Source organism: Dyella sp. 01L423 (assembly GCF_056399945.1).
On record NZ_JBFTSI010000001.1, the window covers coordinates 1,319,893 to 1,339,020 of the forward strand.

The 19,128-nt window shown below is 63.4% G+C and carries 15 protein-coding genes and 3 tRNA genes; 14 read left to right on the plus strand and 4 right to left on the minus strand.

All coding sequences use genetic code 11. The features are described 5' to 3' along the window. Nucleotides 1-209 precede the first annotated feature (209 nt). Together ppsR and AC1DMY_RS06025 are read left to right on the plus strand one after the other, a co-directional pair. The gene (ppsR, locus tag AC1DMY_RS06020; protein WP_441603227.1) at nucleotides 210-1,025 is read left to right on the plus strand and encodes a posphoenolpyruvate synthetase regulatory kinase/phosphorylase PpsR; all 816 of its coding nucleotides are present in this window, start codon (nucleotides 210-212) and stop codon (nucleotides 1,023-1,025) included. Between the two features lie 16 nt (nucleotides 1,026-1,041). Continuing rightward, entirely contained in the window at nucleotides 1,042-1,521 is a 480-nt protein-coding gene (locus tag AC1DMY_RS06025) for a DUF1249 domain-containing protein (RefSeq protein ID WP_441603228.1), read from the plus strand. A 141-nt stretch (nucleotides 1,522-1,662) separates the two neighbouring features. Here the strand turns inward: AC1DMY_RS06025 and AC1DMY_RS06030 are convergent. The 3 genes from AC1DMY_RS06030 to AC1DMY_RS06040 all read right to left on the minus strand — a co-directional run bounded on the left by AC1DMY_RS06030 (nucleotide 1,663) and on the right by AC1DMY_RS06040 (nucleotide 1,992). Further along, nucleotides 1,663-1,739, minus strand: a tRNA-Asp gene (locus AC1DMY_RS06030). Between the two features lie 90 nt (nucleotides 1,740-1,829). Next, nucleotides 1,830-1,905: transfer RNA gene (locus AC1DMY_RS06035), tRNA-Glu, on the minus strand. Nucleotides 1,906-1,916: 11 nt separating this feature from the next. After that, nucleotides 1,917-1,992, minus strand: a tRNA-Ala gene (locus AC1DMY_RS06040). Nucleotides 1,993-2,232: 240 nt separating this feature from the next. Here AC1DMY_RS06040 and AC1DMY_RS06045 point away from each other — a divergent pair. From AC1DMY_RS06045 to AC1DMY_RS06065, 5 genes are all read left to right on the plus strand, one after another. Further along, complete coding sequence (locus AC1DMY_RS06045) at nucleotides 2,233-4,002, plus strand: cation:proton antiporter (RefSeq protein ID WP_477164057.1); 1,770 nt, start codon at nucleotides 2,233-2,235, stop codon at nucleotides 4,000-4,002. A gap of 211 nt (nucleotides 4,003-4,213) precedes the next feature. After that, the gene (locus AC1DMY_RS06050) at nucleotides 4,214-4,990 is read left to right on the plus strand and encodes an FKBP-type peptidyl-prolyl cis-trans isomerase N-terminal domain-containing protein (protein WP_477164058.1); all 777 of its coding nucleotides are present in this window, start codon (nucleotides 4,214-4,216) and stop codon (nucleotides 4,988-4,990) included. 163 nt (nucleotides 4,991-5,153) lie between these two features. Continuing rightward, nucleotides 5,154-6,491: a UDP-glucose dehydrogenase family protein gene (locus AC1DMY_RS06055; RefSeq protein WP_477164059.1), complete on the plus strand. Its 1,338-nt coding sequence runs from the start codon at nucleotides 5,154-5,156 to the stop codon at nucleotides 6,489-6,491. Between the two features lie 2 nt (nucleotides 6,492-6,493). Continuing rightward, entirely contained in the window at nucleotides 6,494-6,712 is a 219-nt protein-coding gene (locus tag AC1DMY_RS06060) for a SlyX family protein (protein ID WP_477164060.1), read from the plus strand. A 48-nt stretch (nucleotides 6,713-6,760) separates the two neighbouring features. Continuing rightward, a complete protein-coding gene (locus AC1DMY_RS06065) occupies nucleotides 6,761-7,357 on the plus strand; it encodes a DUF2058 domain-containing protein (protein WP_477164061.1) in 597 nt (198 codons plus the stop codon). Nucleotides 7,358-7,434: 77 nt separating this feature from the next. On the opposite strand, the gene AC1DMY_RS06070 is transcribed toward AC1DMY_RS06065, so the two are convergent. Then, nucleotides 7,435-9,534, minus strand: coding sequence for a 3-hydroxyacyl-CoA dehydrogenase NAD-binding domain-containing protein (locus AC1DMY_RS06070; protein ID WP_477164198.1), 2,100 nt, complete (start codon nucleotides 9,532-9,534; stop codon nucleotides 7,435-7,437). Nucleotides 9,535-9,726: 192 nt separating this feature from the next. Here AC1DMY_RS06070 and AC1DMY_RS06075 point away from each other — a divergent pair, with 192 nt between their 5' ends. From AC1DMY_RS06075 to lepB, 7 genes are all read left to right on the plus strand, one after another. Beyond that, a complete protein-coding gene (locus AC1DMY_RS06075; RefSeq protein ID WP_477164062.1) occupies nucleotides 9,727-10,227 on the plus strand; it encodes a hypothetical protein in 501 nt (166 codons plus the stop codon). Nucleotide 10,228: 1 nt separating this feature from the next. After that, nucleotides 10,229-12,790, plus strand: a complete 2,562-nt coding sequence (locus tag AC1DMY_RS06080; protein WP_477164063.1) for a putative bifunctional diguanylate cyclase/phosphodiesterase — start codon at nucleotides 10,229-10,231, stop codon at nucleotides 12,788-12,790. A 277-nt stretch (nucleotides 12,791-13,067) separates the two neighbouring features. Continuing rightward, nucleotides 13,068-13,664, plus strand: a complete 597-nt coding sequence (gene rpoE, locus AC1DMY_RS06085) for an RNA polymerase sigma factor RpoE (RefSeq protein WP_046971630.1) — start codon at nucleotides 13,068-13,070, stop codon at nucleotides 13,662-13,664. Then, nucleotides 13,661-14,305, plus strand: coding sequence for a sigma-E factor negative regulatory protein (locus AC1DMY_RS06090; RefSeq protein WP_477164064.1), 645 nt, complete (start codon nucleotides 13,661-13,663; stop codon nucleotides 14,303-14,305). The genes rpoE and AC1DMY_RS06090 overlap by 4 nt, the downstream gene beginning before the upstream one ends. 109 nt (nucleotides 14,306-14,414) lie before the next feature. Beyond that, the gene (locus AC1DMY_RS06095; protein WP_477164065.1) at nucleotides 14,415-15,902 is read left to right on the plus strand and encodes a Do family serine endopeptidase; all 1,488 of its coding nucleotides are present in this window, start codon (nucleotides 14,415-14,417) and stop codon (nucleotides 15,900-15,902) included. A 291-nt stretch (nucleotides 15,903-16,193) separates the two neighbouring features. Beyond that, complete coding sequence (lepA, locus tag AC1DMY_RS06100; protein WP_441603237.1) at nucleotides 16,194-17,984, plus strand: translation elongation factor 4; 1,791 nt, start codon at nucleotides 16,194-16,196, stop codon at nucleotides 17,982-17,984. 99 nt (nucleotides 17,985-18,083) lie between these two features. Continuing rightward, nucleotides 18,084-18,986: a signal peptidase I gene (lepB, locus tag AC1DMY_RS06105; protein ID WP_477164066.1), complete on the plus strand. Its 903-nt coding sequence runs from the start codon at nucleotides 18,084-18,086 to the stop codon at nucleotides 18,984-18,986. The last annotated feature ends 142 nt before the right edge of the window (nucleotides 18,987-19,128 follow it).

Below are 19,128 nucleotides of genomic sequence, written 5' to 3' on the forward strand. Positions count from 1 at the left end.
TTTTAAAAGTGGCGGCAGCCCGGTTTCGGGGAGAAATCGGGCCACAAAGAACTGGTATTGTCCGCTGCCGATGGTGCGAAGCACAAGAAGACCATTCGGGTGAAAACCAGCGCCAACGCAATACCAGTCAGCCGTGAGTCAAGCAAAGACAGGCTTTTCACCTTGCGCTAAGGTGAGGGCCAAGAACCACCAGGGACTTTGGATCAGCCATGCAGCGAACCGTTTTTTATATCTCCGATTCCACTGGTATTACGGCGGAAACGATCGGCAACAGTATTTTGGCCCAGTTTGAGGGCGTGCAGTTCGACAAGCACCGCTTGCCGTTCATCGACGACGCCCATAAAGCCGAGGCGGCTGCGCTGCGTATCAAGACCCGTTATGCGCAAACCGGCGAGCGTCCCATCGTGGTCAACACCATGGCCTCGCGCGAGCTGTGCGAGATCGTGGCCGAGAGCGGCGGGCTGATGCTGGACGTGTTTGCGCCCTTCATTGGTCCACTGGAGGATGAGCTGGGCGCCAAGCGTTCCGGCGCGGTGAATCGTTCGCACGGTCTGGTGGACTTCGACAAATACGAGGCCCGCATCAATGCCACGAACTATGCGCTGTCACACGATGACGGTATTGATGTGGACTATGCTCAGGCCGACCTGATCCTGGTCGGGGTGTCGCGCTCGGGCAAGACGCCAACATGTCTCTACATGGCCTTGCATTACGGTGTCAGTGCCGCCAATTACCCCTTGACCGACGACGACCTCGACAAACTCGAACTGCCGGCGCGCCTGCGCCCGTATAAGGATCGGCTGTTTGGTCTCACCATCGACCCCATGCGTTTGGCGCAGATTCGCGAACAGCGGCGCGCCGGCAGCCGTTATGCGACGCTGGAGCAGTGCCGCTGGGAACTGGCGCAGGCCGAGAAGCTGATGCGCCGCGAAAGCATTCCCAGCCTCAACACTACGCACGTCTCCATCGAAGAGATTGCGAGCAAGATCTTTGACCGCTTCGGAATCGAGCGGACCATGTTCTAAGGAGTTAGTACCGCCCATGAGTGCCGTATTGGATAGTCGCCAAGCCTTGTTGCCGGGACGCTTCGGCTTCCTGATGGGGCTTTACGCCGAGAACTACCATCGGCTGGTGCGGCTGTTTACGCCGCAGGAGCTGGCTCCGGGGTTTTATCTGTCCAGCGTGGACGATGGCCTGGATGTGCGCTTGCAGGTGCAGGAACGGCACCCGTACACGCTGGAGCTCGAGCTTACCTACAACTTTGTCGATGCCCACACGGGCCAGCCGTCACCGTCGGCGCAGTTGCGCATGTACACCGATGCCCATGTGGCCGAGGCTTTGCATTGCCATCCGGGTCGACATCTGTGGCAGGTGCTCGGCCCGTTTCCACCGGCCAATACGGTGCTGCAGCATCGGCTGCGGATGAACGGGTTTCTGTCCCGCTGGCTGGAATACCTGGCGGAGCAGGGGCATTCGAAGGGGACACTGGAGCGGCTGGAATCTCAGCACGCCGCGGACTGACCCTTGTGGGAGCGCACCCTGTGCGCGACCTGGGCCATCACGGCGCCGCTCCGTAGGTTTGTCGCGCACAGGGTGCGCTCCCACAGAAAGCGCTGGATCGCGCGCAACAAAAAACCCGCCAATGGCGGGCTCTTCGTAAAGTGGCGGAGCGGACGGGACTCGAACCCGCGACCTCCGGCGTGACAGGCCAGCATTCTAACCGACTGAACTACCGCTCCACATTTTTTACTGCTTCCAGCACTGCACCAACTTAGACTTCGTCCTTGACCACTCTATAAGCTACGCCGGAAACCGGTTTGCCGTTAGAGTGGCGTCCCCACGGGGATTCGAACCCCGGTCGCCACCGTGAAAGGGTGATGTCCTAGGCCTCTAGACGATGGGGACGTATCTAAATTTGGTGGAGCCAGGCGGGATCGAACCGCCGACCTCCTGCATGCCATGCAGGCGCTCTCCCAGCTGAGCTATGGCCCCGTGTGCCTCTGGAAGCCCGAAAGAATAGACAGGGATCGCGATTTCGTCAAGCGTTCGTCGTGAAAATATTTCAACTTTTCTTCACGAATGAATTACAACAAGCAGTTAGCTTCGCCTGAGTTTGCCATGCATTCTGCGCGAGCGCCGTTTTTGTCGTTCGGATGATCCGCGTCGCCACCCAGGGCTGTGCATCGGGTGTGCGATTGTTAGTCTTGCGAGACGCTCCGACGGATTTCATTGATGCACGATTTGCACTTCATCCAGGACCTCGCGACCGTCATGCTGATCGCGGGCCTGACGACGGTGATCTTTCAGCGGCTGCGTCAGCCCGTCGTGCTCGGATACATCATCGCCGGCGTGCTGGTCGGGCCTTATACGTTTCCCGTGGTGTTCATCCACGACGAGCAGACCATCCGCACCTTGTCCGAACTCGGCATGATCCTGCTGCTGTTCGCCTTGGGCCTGGAATTCAGCCTGAAAAAGCTGCGCGAGGTGGGCGGCGCGGCGCTGGTCGCGGCGGTGTGCGAAATCGTGCTGATGTTGTGGCTGGGCTACGAGATCGGCCGTTTCTTCGGCTGGAGTTCGATGGATGCGCTGTTCCTCGGCGCGATGCTTTCGATGTCCTCGACCACCATCATCATGAAGGCGCTCGATGATCTGAATCTCAAGCGCGAGCGCTTCGCGCAACTGATGTTCGGCATCCTCATCATCGAGGACGTGATCGCCATCGTGTTGATGGCCTTGCTTACCGGCATCGCCAGCACCGGTGGTCTGGAGGCCAGTGAAGCCATGGCAGCCGTCGGTCGTCTCACGCTGTTCATGGCGGTGTCGCTGGTGGTCGGCCTGCTGCTCGTGCCCCGCGTGATCGATTACATCGCCCGCGTCAGTCGCGACGACGTGCTGCTGGTGGCTGTGCTCGGCCTGTGTTTCGGCTTCTGCCTGCTGGTCACCGAGATGGGTTACAGCGTGGCGCTGGGCGCCTTCATGATCGGTGCGATCGTGGGCGAATCGCAGAGTGTGGAGCGGATCGAACGCATCATCGGGCCGGTGCGCGACATGTTCAGTGCGATCTTTTTCGTCGCCATCGGCATGCTGATCGACCCGGCCATGCTCAAGGAATACTGGTTGCCCATCATCGTCGTCACCACGGTGGTGGTGCTGGGCAAGGTCATTACCTGCAGCTTCGGTACGTTCGTTGCCGGCAATGACGGGCGCACCTCGTTGCGCGTGGGCATGGGGCTGGCGCAGATCGGTGAGTTCTCTTTTGTGATTGCCTCGCTGGGACTGACGCTTAAGGTGACCAGTGGTTTTCTATATCCAGTGGCGGTCGCCGTATCGGCCATCACCACCTTTCTCACGCCCTATCTGATCCGCGCATCGGACCCGCTGGCCAGCGGACTATCGCGACGATTGCCTCAGGGCCTTAGCGGCCTGCTGGGTGCTTATACGGACTGGATGGGCAATCTGAGCCTGGGCGGGCAGGGCGTGGTGGTTGCGAAAATGATTCGTCGCCTGGTGTGGCACGTCATCATCAACATGATGCTGGTGGTGGCGGCGTTCCTGATCATGTCCTACCTGTATCGCCGCGGCTTTTTCCACTGGGATTGGCTGGCCGGCAGTCCGCAGGTAAAGCGCAGCCTGGCCTGGTCGATTGCGGCCATCGTCTCACTGCCGATGATTGTGGCGGCCTACCGCAAGGCGTCAGCGCTGGGCATGCTGCTGGCGGAGCTGAGCATTCCCGAGCGTATTGGTGGCGCCTACAACATGCGCATCCGGGCCGTGCTGGCGCGCTTCATTCCGCTCGCGACCATGTGGGTGCTGGGTCTGCTGGTGGCCGCGCTGGCCTCGACGATTCTGCCGCCGCGCGAGGTGGCCATCGTGCTGGTGCTGGTTTTGCTGCTGCTGGCGTGGCTGCTATGGCGCCTGCTGGTGCAGGTCCATGCGCGACTTCAGGCGGCTTTGCGCGACACCTTGGATAAGCCGGGGCGCTCCGAGGACGGTCATGGTTGACGGCTGGTCGCGTCGAGCTAGCGGAATTCGGGTGGAGAAATCGTAAAAAACCGCGTTTTTCGTCGAACTGTGAACTTTTAATCACGACTGACGGTCATACCGCCACTATCGTTGCCAAGACTAAGCAAGCACCGCACAATGCGGGGCCTGCCTCCATCGGGGGGGCCTTAAGTCCGGTAGCGCCGGCATATCCAATACGAGGGAGTTCTACATGAAGCATTTTCTGCGTCCCACGCTGACGGCGGCCGCGCTCGCTGTTGCTCTGGGCTCGACCGCTGGCGTGCACGCACAGGCCGCGAAGCCCGCAGCCGCCCCCGCCGCCGCCGCTCCGGCTGCAGTGGACAAGACCAAGGCCAGCTACGTGGTCGGTTGGGATCTGGCCAGCTCGCTGCCGCCGCTGGTTCGCGCTGAAGTGGACCCGGTTACGGTCGCTCGCGCCCTGCAGTCCGCCCTGTCGGGCCAGAAGCCGACCATGAGCGAAGCCGAAGCCAAGCAGGTTCGTGACGCGTTCGTGGCCAATCTGCAGGCCAAGGCCAAGGCCGAGTACACCCAGGTCGCTTCGAAGAACCAGAGCGAAGGCGCTGCCTTCCTCGCCAAGAACAAGACCGCGCCGGGCGTGAAGACCACCGCTTCGGGTCTGCAGTACCAGGTGATCAGCCAGGGTACGGGCGCCCGCCCGGGTCCGAGCGACACCGTGCAGGTCAACTACGTCGGTTCGTTCGTGAACGGCGAAGTGTTCGACGATTCGTCCAAGCATGAAGGCGGCGGCGCTGCTTCCATCCCGCTCGCTGGCGTGATTCCGGGTTTCCGTGAAGGCATGCAGCTGATGCAGGTCGGCGGTCACTACAAGTTCTTCATCCCGGCCAACATCGCCTACGGCGCCCAGCCGCAGAACGGCTTCCCGCCGAACTCGACGATCATCTTCGACGTCACCTTGGTCAAGACCGGCCCGACGGCCGCTGCTGATCAGGCTGGCGGCGCGAAGTAATCGCCACCAAAGCTGGTTGAACCATCCACGGGGCGCGAAGCAATTCGCGCCCCGTGTCTTTTGTGGCCGGCGGTTTTTCGCTGCGGCGAGCCGCTTGGCCTGCAGCCGCGGTCAGGGCGGGCCTGTTAGAATCGGATTCTTGTCTCCTGGAGTTTTCACGACAATGAAGGTCACGATCTTCGGCACCGGCTATGTGGGTTTGGTCACCGGCGCTTGCCTGGCGGAAATGGGCAACCACGTGGTCTGCGTCGATATCGACGCGGGCAAGGTCGAGCGCCTGAAGAGCGGCGACATCCCCATTTACGAGCCGGGCCTGGAGCCCCTCGTCAAGCGCAATCATGCGAGCGGGCAGCTGGACTTCACCACCGATCCGGCTCCGGGGATCGCGCACGGCCAGGTCGTCTTCATTGCCGTGGGCACGCCGCCGGATGAAGACGGCAGCGCGGACCTGAAGTACGTGCTCAGCGTGGCTCGAACGATCGGCCAGCACATGGACCGGTACACAGTGGTGGTGAACAAGTCGACCGTGCCCGTGGGCACGGCGGACAAGGTGCGTGACGCTATCGCGGGCGAACTCGCCAAGCGCGGCGTCGCGGTCGAATTCGACGTGGTGTCCAATCCGGAATTCCTGAAGGAAGGCGACGCAGTGGAAGATTGCCTGCGCCCCGACCGCATCGTCATCGGCAGCTCCAGCGAGCGTGCCATTGGCGTGTTGCGCAAGCTGTATGCGCCGTTCAATCGCAACCACGATCGCACGGTCGTGATGGACGAGCGTTCCGCCGAGCTGACCAAGTACGCAGCGAACGCGATGCTCGCCACCAAGATCAGCTTCATGAACGAGATCGCCAACATCGCCGAGCGCGTGGGCGCGGACATCGAGCTGGTGCGCCAGGGTATCGGTTCGGATCCGCGCATCGGCTACCACTTCATCTACCCGGGTGCGGGTTACGGCGGCTCGTGTTTCCCCAAGGACGTGCAGGCGCTGGAGCGCACCGCGCGTGGCGTCGGCTACAGCGCCCGTTTGCTGGGTGCGGTGGAGTCGGTGAACCACGATCAGAAGACCAAGCTGTTCGAGCTGATTTCGCGGCACTTCAATGGCGAACTCGCCGGCAAGACGATTGCGCTGTGGGGTCTCGCCTTCAAGCCGAACACCGATGACATGCGCGAGGCCTCGAGCCGCAACTTGATGGAAGCCCTGTGGAAGGCGGGCGCCAAGGTGCGCGCGTTCGATCCCGAGGCCGGCCACGAGACGCATCGCATCTATGGCGATCGCGATGACCTGGCCTTGTGCGAGAGCGCCTATCAGGCATTGGATGGCGCCGATGTGCTTGCCATCGTGACGGAGTGGAAGGCGTTCCGCAGTCCCGATTTCGCCCGCATTCGCGACATGCTGACCGAGCCGGCGGTGTTCGATGGTCGCAACCTTTACGATCCCGCCGCGGTGGAAGAGGCCGGCCTGGCGTACTACGGTATCGGTCGCGGTCGCAGCCTGAGGCAGTGAGCATGGCCGACGACTCCCTGCAGCAACGATTGACGGAGCTCGAAGTGCGGCTCACCTTTGTCGACGACACGGTGAACGCGCTGGCTTCGGCCGATGCGGAGCTGTCGATGCGTCTGGCGGCGCTGGAGGATGTCATTCGTGGATTGCGCAGCGAGCTGTCCTCGTTGCGTGGTTCGCAAGGGCATGATCCGCACAGCGAGCCGCCACCGCCGCACTATTGATCGATCTCTCTCTTTTCGTAACAGCACTACAGCAAGCGAGTTTCAACCATGGCCGATTCCCTGCGCGATCAGCTGCTCAAGAGTGGCATCGTCAAACAGGTCCGTGAAGAGAAGCGCCCGCCGGCGCCGCCCAGTGGCAAGTCTTACCAGCAGCGCCAGGGCGGCTCGCCGTCCAAGGGCGGCAAGCCGGGTCAGCACAAGCCGCACGGCAAGCCCTCCGGTCCCAAGAGCCAGGAGGAGATCGATCTGGCCAAGGCTTATGCGATCCGTGCGCAGACCGAAGCGAACGAGCGCAAGCGTGCCGAGCAGGCCGCGGCCGAAGAAGCGCGTGTTCGTCGCGAGCGCAAGCTGAAGATCCAGCAGTTGCTGGACGGCAAGACTTTGAACAAGCCCGAAGTCGATCATGTTCGCCATTTCGAATACGGCGGCAAGATTCGCCGCGTGCATGTCGATGCTGATCAGCTGAAGGCGATCAACGCGGGTGAACTTGGCGTGGTGCAGCAGCAGGGGCGTTACCTGGTGGTGACACGCGAACTCGCCGAACAAGTGAAGGCGGTCGACGCGAACCAGATTGCGCTGTTGGTTGAGCCGGGCAGCACCGGCAGCGTCGGCGAAGATGGCGTGCCCGATGATTTGATGTGGTAAGCGGATCGCCTTAAGCACGCAGACAAAAAAACGCCCGGTCTATGCCGGGCGTTTTTTATGGTGCACACGCTTGTCGATCAGGCGTCGGCATCGTCGCCTTGCGCATCACCGGTCGGCAGGTCGAAACCGGTTTTGGCGAGCGTTGGCAAATCCCAGCCGCTCTTCGGCGAAAAGCGCTCGCCGTAGCGCTGCGCGAGACGTTCGAGTTTGCCCTTCACTACGGCGGCGCCCTCGCTGCGCACGTACTGGATCGGACCGCCGCGGAATGGCGCGAAACCGGTACCGAAGATCACACCGGCATCGAGCAAGTCGGCATCGTCGACCACCTGGTCGGCCAGGCAGGCCACGGCTTCATTGACCATGGGCAGAATCATGCGGTCCTGCAGGTCGGCTGGCACGGCGTAGTCGGGATCGACTTCAGGCTTCTGCGGCTTCCCGTCCTGCCAGACATAGATGCCCTGGCCGTCCTTCTTGCCGCGCTTGCCGGCGGCCAGCTTGTCTTCCAGGCCGGGCGGCAACTCCAGTCCAAGGAAGGGGGCGAGCTCCTTGCCGACGGACGCACAGACGTCCAGACCCACCGTATCGGCCAGTTCGATCGGGCCCATCGGCATGCCGAATTTCTTCGCTTCCTTGTCGAGCACCGGACCCGGCACGCCTTCGCTGTACAGGCGCATGGCCTCAAGCAGGTAAGGCATCAGGATGCGATTGACCAGGAAACCCGGCGTTCCCTTGACCGCCACCGGCAACTTGCCGATCGCCTTGCAGAAGGCGAGGGCGCGCTGCTCGGCATCGGCATCGAGCTGATCGTGGCGCACCACTTCCACCAGCGGCATCTGCGCCACCGGATTGAAGAAGTGCAGGCCAAGGAAGCGCTGCGGTGCCTTCAGGCCGACGCGCAGTTCGTCCAGCGGAATACTCGAGGTATTGGTGGCGAGCAGTTCGTCGGATTGGAATTGCGGTTGGATGGTGGCGTACAGCGCCTTCTTCGCATCGGCATTCTCGAAGATCGCTTCGATGGCCAGGTCCGCCGTGGCCACGCCTTTGCCTTCCACGTCGGCGCGCAGGCGACGAACCGCAGCGTCCACCTTGTCGGCTGTCTTCAGCTTCTTTTCGTACAGTTGGCGGGCGCGATCCAGCGCGGGCTGGATGAACTTCATCTCGCGGTCCTGCAGCGTGACCTCAAAGCCCTTGAAGGCCGCCCACGCCGCGATATCGCCGCCCATCACGCCGGCGCCGACCACATGCACGTGCTTGATGCCGTGCTCGATGCCGCTGCCCTGGCTCTTCATGCGTTCCTGCAGGAAGAAGATGCGGATCAGGTTCTGCGCCGTCGAGGTTTCCGCCAGCTTGGCCACCGAGCGCGCCTCGAGCTTGAGGCGTTGCTGGATGCTGGCGCCTCCGCGTTTCCATACGTCGATCAAGGCGAACGGCGCGGGGTAGTGTTCCTTGCGTACCTTGGCGGCCGTCTGTTTGATCACCATCGGCGCAAGCAGCTGGCGCGCCAGCCAGGTGTTGGTAGCCCAGGCCTTCGCGCGCAGGGCGAACGGGCGTGCATGCGGGCGACGCAGCAGGGCGCGCGCTTCGGCCAGCAATTCGGCGGGCGGTGCGAGGCGGTCGACCACGCCCAGCGACAAGGCGCGTTTGGCCGACAATGCCTTGCCGGTAAGCATGACGGGCAGGGCGTCGGTGGCGCCGATCAGTCGCGGCAGGCGGGCTGTGCCGCCCCAGCCGGGGTGAATGCCGAGCATCACTTCGGGCAGGCCAATGCGCGTCTTGTCGTCATCGGCCGCAATGCGCTGGCGGCAGGCCAGGATCAGTTCGGTGCCCCCGCCCATGCAGGCGCCATGGATGGCTGCCACGGTGGGGCAAGGCAGGCGAGCCAGCGATTCGTACACGCGCTGGCCGTTCTCGATGTTCTCCAGCACCGTGCCCTGCTGGGCATAGCTGACGAATTCCTTGATGTCCGCGCCCACGGCAAAACCAAACGGCTTGGCCGAATGGATCAGCACGCCGGCGGGCTTCTCGATGGCCAGGCGCTCCACGATCTGGCCCAGCTCGTCCAGCACGTCGCGCGAAATGGCGTTGACCTTGCTGCCGGCGCGATCGAGGGAGAGGGTGACGATGCCGCTGTCATCCAGGCTCGTCTTCCAATGATTGAAGCGCAATCCTTCGAACATGGGGATAAGGAGAGTGGCCACGAGGCCTTGCACCATACCCTCCCGTAGCGAGGATTGCGAGACGACCCGGGGGAGGATGAACCCCCTGTAAAAACCCGTGCTGTGCGCTGCCGCATGAAATGCGTCACGGTTTCCGGCGAGGCTGGGTCCCTCCCTATGCGAACCGCCGCAGAACACGTAATTTAGGTCGGAATGAATACTTCCATCGCCACTCCCGCCAGCCCCCTGCAGGGCGGCGCTGAAATCCTCGAGCGCATTCTTGCGGCCCGGGGCAATTTGATTGCGCTCGAGGGCGGCGACAAGGTCGGCCTGGTCGGGCTGCTGCGCCCGCTGGTACGGCGGAGCGGACAGGCCGTCTACTTGTGGAATCCGGAGTTGGGACTGGGCAACCTGCGCGAGGAGCACGTCGGCTTGCCCGGCTCGCAACGCCTCAATATCGCTTTGCGCTACATGCTGCAGAGCAATCATTTCGGCATCTACCTGCTGCAGCGCCTGCCGCTCCCGCTGCCGATGGCCGACGCCACTTTGCTGCGCCAGTTGGCGCGCGCCACCGCCGGGCACGTGCGCCGCGTGGTCATGCTTGATCCGCCGGAGTCTTTCGTGGCCAGTTTCAACGACGTGCTGGTGCGTCTGAGCTGCCAGTCCGAGCCCGCCCAGCGTCCGCGCCTGCGCGACGGTCGCTGGATCCTCTGATATGACGAGCAACGCGGGCATCCTTGTCGTTGCGGCGCAGCGTGAGCTGCGTCGAGCCCTGTTCGACACGTTCGATCGTGACGGGCATTTCGTGGTCCATTCCGCCCGCGATGCCACCCATGCCGGCATCCTGCTCGAAGGTCGGCCGCCATTGGCGCTGATCGTGATCGTGTTCGAGGGAGACGGCCGCGAAGGCATGGCCGGCATCGACGTTTTACGTGGCGTGCCGGCCTGCGTCGGAGCGCCCATTCTTGCCGTGCTCGACGACGCGGCCGTGCTCAAGCCCAACGTGTTGCCGGCGGGCATTGCCGATTGGCTGTACGCCTCGCAGATCGAGCACGAACTGCTTTCGCGCTGGCAGCGCGTGCATCGCATGGTCGCGCGCCAGGACAGCAGCGGCGACGGCCTGACTACAACTTCCGGGGGTGACTACCGCTTCGCTTTCGACGAGGTCGACAGCGAGTGGTTGATCGTCGATCCCGTGCGCGGACAGCTGGTCGATTACAGCCCGGCCGTGTCACGCAACAGCGGGCTGGGCGATCACGAATTGCGCGGTCGTCCGCTCAAGGACGTGCTGGCCTTCAAGGAAGCGACTATCGAGCAGGTGATTGCCGAAGGTTCGCGCCAGTGGCACGCCGGTCGTCGACGTTCGTCGCGCGGCGCCGATGCAGGCGAGGCCAGCGCACGCGCGATCCAGCACGCCGGGCGCGATGCGGTCGCCTTGATGTTTCGCAGCGATCGGGCCAGTGCCCGCGCCGAAGTGGCGCTCAGCTTGCTGGCGCGCATGTTCGGCGCCGGCAGCGGCGACGAAGGCATCACCGAGGCGGCCCGCCTGTTGTTCGAGGAAATGGGCCTGGACTATGTCGCTGTATGGTCCGCGCGCCCGGATGAGGGCGGTGCGCCCGTGCAGCTCGTGCAGTACTGGCGTGGCGATGAGCAGCTGTGGCCAGGCCCGCACTTGCAAAGCTCGTTGCGGCTGGTGCTGTCAGGTCAGGCGATGCTGCATCAGGCTGATGCAGGTCGGCTTGCGCCGATGGATCCCTTGCTCGCCCAGCTCGGTCTGGCCGGTTTTGCGGGTTGGCCGCTGCAGGACGAGCGCCGCACCGTGTTGGGCGCCTTGCTGGTCGGTACGCGCCAGCCGCTGCCGACGCTGGATATCGTGCAGCCCGTACTTCGGTGTGCCGCGTCGCGATTCGCCCACGCGATCGAGTTGCGGCACACCCGCGAGCAAGGCCGAGCCGAAGGCCTGCTCGATGCCTTGACCGGCCTGCCCAACCGCCTGTTGTTCAACGATCGACTCGATACGGTGATCCGCGAGGCCAATCGCACGGGCGAATGCTTCGCCTTGCTGTTCGTCGATCTGGACCGCTTCAAGACCGTCAACGACACGCTTGGTCACGCGGTGGGCGACCAGGTGTTGCTGACCACGACGCAGCGCTTGCGCGGCAGCGTGCGGGCGTCCGATACCGTGGCCCGTTACGCCGGCGACGAATTCGTAGTGATCCTGCGCCATATCGTGAAAAACGAAGACGTGCTGCGCATCGCGGAGAAAATCGTCCAGGTGATGGGCGCTCCTTTGCGCATCGACGACGGCACCGAGTTGCAAGTGACGGCGTCCATCGGCGTGAGTTTCTTCCCCGACGATGCCCCCGATGCCGACACGCTGCTCAAGCACGCCGACGAGGCGATGTATGCCGCCAAGAGCCTGGGCCGCAACAACTATCAAATCTTCGAGGGCAGCGCCGAGCAATCGCAACAGCAGAACCTCGCGCTGAAATCCGGCCTGCGCCATGCCGAGCACAAGGGCGAGCTGCGCGTGTTCTATCAGCCGCAGGTGGATGCGGTCACCGAAGACATCGTGGGCATGGAGGCGCTGGTTCGCTGGGAGCATCCGGAGCTTGGCTTCATCGGGCCGGGCTTCTTCATTCCGCTGGCGGAGGAAACCGGACTGATCGTTTCCATCGGCGAGTGGGTGCTGCGTGCGGCCTGCCGGCATGCGCAGGAATGGGAGCGCCGTTTCGGCCTCGGCCTGCGCCTGGGCGTGAATCTCTCGGCGGTGCAGTTGATGCAACCCAACCTGCTGGAAGTGGTGTCGGCCGCGCTCGACGAGAGCGGGCTGGAGGCCAACCTGCTGGAAATGGAGATCACCGAAAGCATCAGCATCAAAGCCGCGCCCAACCTGGTGGAGAACCTGCAGGGGCTGCATCGGCTGGGCGTGCGCATTGCGATCGACGACTTCGGCACCGGCGCCGCCTCGCTGGACTACCTGCGCAAGCTGCCGGCCGACCGCATCAAGATCGACCAGAGTTTCGTCAAGAACATCGGCGTGGATCCCGATGACGAGGCTATCGTGCGCGCCACCATCGAGATGGCGCACCGCCTCAAGCGCGGCGTGGTGGCCGAGGGCGTGGAAACCGAGCAACACATGGAGTTCCTGCGCGCCAATGCCTGCGATGAACTGCAGGGTTTCCTGTTCTGCCGTCCGCTGCCGCAGCCGGTGTTCGAGAAGCTGTTGCTGGAACGCCAGCGCCTGCTGGCCGGCATCAGCGATACCGCCGCATGACTTGCGCGGGCCGCGAACAGCCCCATACTCCAGGGTAGGGCGCCCGATGCGCCCGTGGGCCGCACTGCTGGGGCGGTGGTGGTCCTTTCGTCATGAACGGTGCTCCCTTAGGAGTGCCCATGCGTTTCCACCATCGGTGTCGCCGCGTTGGCGCACTTGTCGTCCCGGGGATGGGGGTTTCTCTGAACTAGAACGTGAAGTTCTTGTCTGAGCAGCTCGCATCCATTCATAAGGCATCCCAGGGCGCGTGGCAGCATCGACGAAGGAGATGGCCCGGATGGGCGAAAATGAACTGGACAGCGCGCTGGTCGAGCGCGTCCAACAGGGGGACAAACGGGCCTTCGATCTGCTGGTGCGCAAGTACCAGCACAAGGTCGTCGGCCTGGTCTCCCGTTATCTGAAGAACCACGCGGAATGTGAAGACGTGGCCCAGGAGGCCTTTATCCGTGCCTGGAGGGCGATCGGGTCCTTCCGTGGCGAGAGTGCTTTCTATACTTGGCTGTACAAGATTGCCGTCAATACGGCCAAGAACCATCTGGTGGCCATGAGCCGCCGCCCGCCCGCCGACGATATCGCCATCGACGATGCCGCTTTCGTGCCCGGCGCGGACCGCATGCATGAGAGCGCCACCCCCGAGCGCGAACTCATGCGACAGGAAATTGAACAAACGGTATTTTCCACTGTCCAAGCTCTGCCTGAGGAATTGCGCACCGCGATCACCCTGCGTGAAGTGGACGGCCTCAGTTACGAGGAAATCGCCGAGGCGATGGGCTGTCCGATCGGTACGGTACGTTCACGTATTTTTCGGGCGCGCGAAGCTATCGATGAAAAATTGCGGCCGCTGTTGTCGGACCGCGAGGGCAAGAACCCATGACTGATCATCAACGCGAAAACCTTTCTGCTGGCATGGACGGGCAACTGTCCAAGGAAGAGCTGCGCTTTCTGCTGCGTCGGCTCGATCACGACGCGACACTGCAGCAGGACTGGTCCCGCTATCACGTCGCCCGTGACGGTCTGCGTCGCGAGCTGCCGGCGCTGGCTTCCGCGGATTTTGCTACCCGTGTGATGCAGGCGATCGAGCGCGAGGGCGTCGCGGTGCAGCGGGGCAAGCGGCGGCATTGGCTGCACTGGTCTGCCGGCGGCGCCATCGCCGCGGGTGTGGCTGTTGCCGCACTGATGGTGGCCCAGCCAGCCGGGCAGGGCGCTGATCGCCTCTCGCCGCAAGTCGCTTCGGCGACGGCTCCGGCCGCACAGGGCAACACCCAGGTCGCGCAGGCGGAAACGCCGGCCGTGGCGCCGCCGGGGCTCAACGTCTATTCCGAAGTCCCGTACAAGATGAGCCAGCAGGCCTCGGCCACGCTCGATGGCGACAGCGCTACACCGCTGTATTCGCGCAACAGCCTCACGCCCTACCGCGTCGCGCGCTATCCGGTCGTCAGCAATGGCGATGGCCGCTATCTGCTGCTGATTCATCCGGACCAGCAGCCCGCGCAGTCCGCCGCCGGACCGCAATGATCAAAGGCCGTGTGTCCCTTGCCGCGGCCTGATCGTTCCCTTTCACCTCTCCATGCCTGCCTGATCTGCGGGCCGGCATGGTATGCCTGAGACGCAGAAGGAGTAGTGCATGAATCGACTTGTCTTGCGGACGCTGTCGTGCAGCGTCTTGATGAGTTTGGCCCTGGCCGGCGGTGTGCAGGCCCAGAGTGCGGCGCCAGCAGTGTCGGGCCTGCCCGACTTCACCGGCATCGTGCAGAAGAACGCGCCCTCGGTGGTGCACGTCGAGGCCAAGTTCAACGGCAAGAAGCAGGCGAAAGCCCGTTCGGGCGCGCGCGGCATGCCCGATGCGCCGGACGATGACGACGATCCGCAGATGGACATGTTGCGACGTTTCTTCGGCATGCCGATGATGCCCTCGCCCGAAGAGCAGCAGCACACCTCGCTGGGCTCGGGTTTCATCATCTCCGCTGATGGCTATGTGCTCACCAACAATCACGTGGTGGACGGCGCCGACACGGTGACCGTGCGCCTGCAGGATCGCCGCGTGCTTACCGCCAAGGTGGTAGGCAGCGATCCTCAATACGACATCGCCCTGCTCAAGGTGGAGCCCAAGGGTGGGCTGTCGCCGGTCTCGATCGGTGACTCGCGCACGCTCAAGCCGGGTCAATGGGTGCTGGCGATCGGCTCGCCGTTTGGCTTCGACTACACCGTGACGCAAGGCATCGTGAGTGCGGTGGGGCGCAACCTGGGCAGCCAGGATCAGCCATACACCTCCTTCATCCAGACCGACGTGCCGATCAATCGCGGCAATTCCGGCGGTCCGCTGTTTGATCTGCAGGGGCGCGTGGTCGGCGTCAATTCGCAGATCTATTCCAATACCGGTGGCTACCAGGGCGTGGCGTTCTCCATTCCGATCGACGTGGCCATGAACGTGGTCAAGCAGATCAAGGAGAAGGGCTATGTGTCGCGCGGCCAGCTGGGCGTGATGGTGCAGCAGGTCAGCGACGACATGGTCAAGGCGCTGAAGCTGGACAACGCGAGCGGCGCAGCCGTGACGCAGGTCAACAAGGGAAGTGCCGCCGACAAGGCGGGGATCCGTCCGGGCGACGTGATCCTGGCGTACAACGGCCAGAGCATCAATCAAAGCGCGGATCTGCCGCCGCTGGTGGGCCAGACGCCCCCGGGCAGCAAGGCCACCATCGAGATCCTGCGTGACGGCAAGAAAGAGAGTGTGCCGGTCACCGTGGCGGAAATGCCGCGCGACAAGAACGCCAAGATGGCTGCCGCCGACACGGAGCAGCCAGCCGCCAAGGCTGCGGCCAGTGCCCTGGGCCTGTCCGTTCAGGATCTTGATGGCGACAGCCGCCAGCAGCTTGGCCTGAAGGCCGGTGAAGGCGTGGGCATCAGCCAGGTGAGCGGCGCGGTGGCGACGCGGGCCGGCTTGCAGCCGGGCGACGTGATCCTGATGGTCAACCAGACCAAGGTGGGCACCGCGGCCGCATTCCGCGAGGCCACCAAGGGCGCGAAACCGGGGGACACCGTGCTTTTGCTGGTCCGTCATGGTGACCAGAGTGGTTTCATCGGGCTGACCGTGCCCGGTGGCAAGGACGACTGAAGTCACCGTTCGCAGCGATGGCGGTCGCTGCGGGGTGACCGGTCGTGTTCCGCCTGCGTAGGGCCGGAACAAGCGGAGCGATGGGCGCTTGGGCCACTGTCGCTCTCTGGGAGGGATCGCGCGACGCCTCGCAACGAGGCGTTCCGATCTCGCTTATCCCGTTGAGATAGCCCGCTTTTCCCGATGTCCGAAGTGGCACGGTTCCATGCGATAATGCTGGGTTCGTGTGACCATCCCGGTCATGCGCTGCCTGCGCGTACCGCAGATCAGTGAACGCCGCTAGCGTGCTCCATGGAACTGATTCGAAATTTCTCCATCATTGCCCATATCGATCACGGCAAGTCCACCTTGGCGGACCGCATCATCCAGATCTGCGGCGGCTTGACCGAACGCGAGATGGAGGCGCAGGTGCTCGACAATAATCCGATCGAGCGCGAGCGCGGCATCACCATCAAGGCACAGTCGGTGTCGCTGCCGTACACGGCGCGCGACGGCAAGACCTATCAACTGAATTTCATCGACACCCCGGGTCACGTCGACTTCTCTTATGAAGTCAGCCGCTCGCTGGCTGCGTGCGAAGGCGCGCTGCTGGTGGTGGACGCTGCGCAAGGTGTTGAAGCGCAGTCGGTGGCCAACTGTTATACGGCGGTGGAGATGGGGCTGGAGGTCGTGCCGGTCCTCAACAAGATCGACTTGCCGACTGCCGACCCGGAAAAAGTGAAGGGCGAGATCGAGGCGGTGATCGGCATCGATGCCGACGACGCCGTTGCGGTGAGCGCCAAGACCGGCCAGAACGTGGTGGAAGTGCTCGAGGCGATCGTCGCTCGCATTCCGCCGCCGAAGGTGGGCGATACCGATCGCCTGCAGGCGCTGATCATCGACTCGTGGTTCGACAATTACCTGGGCGTGGTCTCGCTCGTGCGCGTGATGCAGGGCGAGATCAAGCCGGGCGACAAGCTGCTGGTGATGTCCACCGGTCGCTCGCATGAAGTGAGCGAAGTGGGTGTATTCACCCCCAAGCGCAAGAAGCTCGACAAGCTGTCCCCGGGCGAAGTGGGCTGGATCAACGCTTCGATCAAGGACGTGCATGGCGCGCCGGTAGGCGACACGCTGACGCTGGCGGCCAAGCCGGCCGAGAAGCCGCTGGCGGGCTTCCAGACCATGCAGCCGCGCGTGTTCGCCGGCCTGTTTCCGGTCTCGGCCGACGACTATCCGGCACTGCGCGAGGCGCTCGACAAGCTGCGCCTGAATGATGCCGCGATGTTTTTCGAGCCGGAGAGCTCCGAAGCCATGGGCTTTGGTTTTCGTTGCGGCTTCCTCGGCATGCTGCACATGGAGATCGTGCAGGAGCGCCTGGAGCGCGAGTACGACCTGGACCTGATCAGCACGGCGCCGACCGTGGTGTACGAGGTGCTGAAGAGCGACGGCTCGATCTTGATGCTGGACAATCCAGCCAAGCTGCCCGCATCGCATCTGATGCAGGAAATCCGCGAGCCCATCATCGTCGCCAGCATCCTCACGCCGGCAGACTACATCGGCAACATCATCACGCTGTGCGAGGAAAAGCGCGGCGTGCAGCGCTCCATCCAGTACCTGGCTACCCAGGTACAGATCACCTATGAAATGCCGCTCGCCGAAGTGGTGCTGGACTTCTTCGATCGACTGAAGTCGGTGTCGCGCGGCTATGCATCGATGGATTATCACTTCGAGCGCTTCGAAGCCGGTCCGTTCGTGCGCGTGGACGTGCTGATCAATGGCGATCGCGTGGATGCGCTGAGCCTGATCGTGCACCGTGTCCATGCCGAGCGTCGTGGTCGCGACCTGGTCGAGCGCATGAAGGACCTGATTCCGCGCCAGCAGTTCGACGTGGCGATCCAGGCTGCCATTGGTGCTCAGATCGTCGCGCGCTCCACCGTGAAGGCGCTGCGAAAGAATGTGCTGGCCAAATGCTATGGCGGCGACGTGAGCCGCAAGAAGAAGCTGCTGGAGAAGCAGAAGGAAGGCAAGAAGCGCATGAAGCAGGTGGGCCGTGTGGAGATTCCGCAGGAAGCCTTTCTTGCCGTCTTGAAGGTGGATAAGTAAAGCTGAGCTTGTCACAGCGATGGCGGGCCGCCTCATGGCACTCTGCCCATCGATGGTTCCCTGTTACACCCTCGTTCCACTGCTCCTGAGGAGCTTTCAATGGATTTTGATTTTTCGGCGATTCTGCTTGGCCTGACCGTGCTGTTCGGCGTGGTGTGGGGTCTGGACCGCCTGTTCTTCTACAAGCAGCGCAAGGCCAAGGCCGACGCGGCAGGCAAGGAGCCGCACGAGCCGGTGGCGGTGGACTGGGCCCGTTCGCTGTTTCCGGTGGTGTTGGTTGTGCTGGTGCTGCGCTCGTTCGTGGCCGAGCCTTTCCGCATCCCGTCCGGTTCGATGATGCCGACGCTGGACGTGGGTGACTTCATCCTGGTCAATAAGTTTGCCTACGGCCTGCGCATGCCGGCCTTCAACAACAAGTTCGTGAGCCTGGGCGAGCCCAAGCGTGGCGACGTGGTGGTGTTCCGCTTCCCGGGCTATCTGTGCGACGACGGCGGCAAACTGGTGCGCAGCGGCGACCAGAGCTGCGCCGATCCGCATGCCCCGGTGCCGAACCAGAACTGGATCAAGCGCATCATCGGCATGCCGGGCGACCGGGTCGAGATGCACGGCGACCAGCTGATCGTGAACGGCGAGCCGGTGGCGGCAGACCTCATCGGCCCGTACGAAGGCGATCCCAAGCGCACCGAGTCGCGCCTGATGCTGGAAATGGGCGCCACGGTGTGGAACGAGCACCTGCCGAACGGGGTGGGCGGGGTGGTCAACCATCTCACTGCGCGCATGCCCAACTATGCCGTGCCGCCGCCGCTGCCCAACCCGCATGTGCCGCTGGTGGTGCCGCAGGGCTGCTACCTGGCCATGGGCGACAACCGCTATAACAGTACCGACAGCCGCTGGTGGGGCTGTCTGCCGGAGCAGAACCTGGCCGGCAAGGCCTTCCTGATCTGGCTGAGTTGGACCGGTTCGGGCGTGGCCTTCCATCGCATGGGTACGGTCATTCACTAAAAGCGTGACGGGCATAGGTGCGCGCCCGGTGACGTTCCAGCCAGCTTGGCGCGACAATGCGCGTGCCAGACTGCCTCCGGGGCGGCTTGGTGGCGCCTTGCCAGTTAACCGGATATCGCCGTCAGGCGGCATAGCGAGGGGA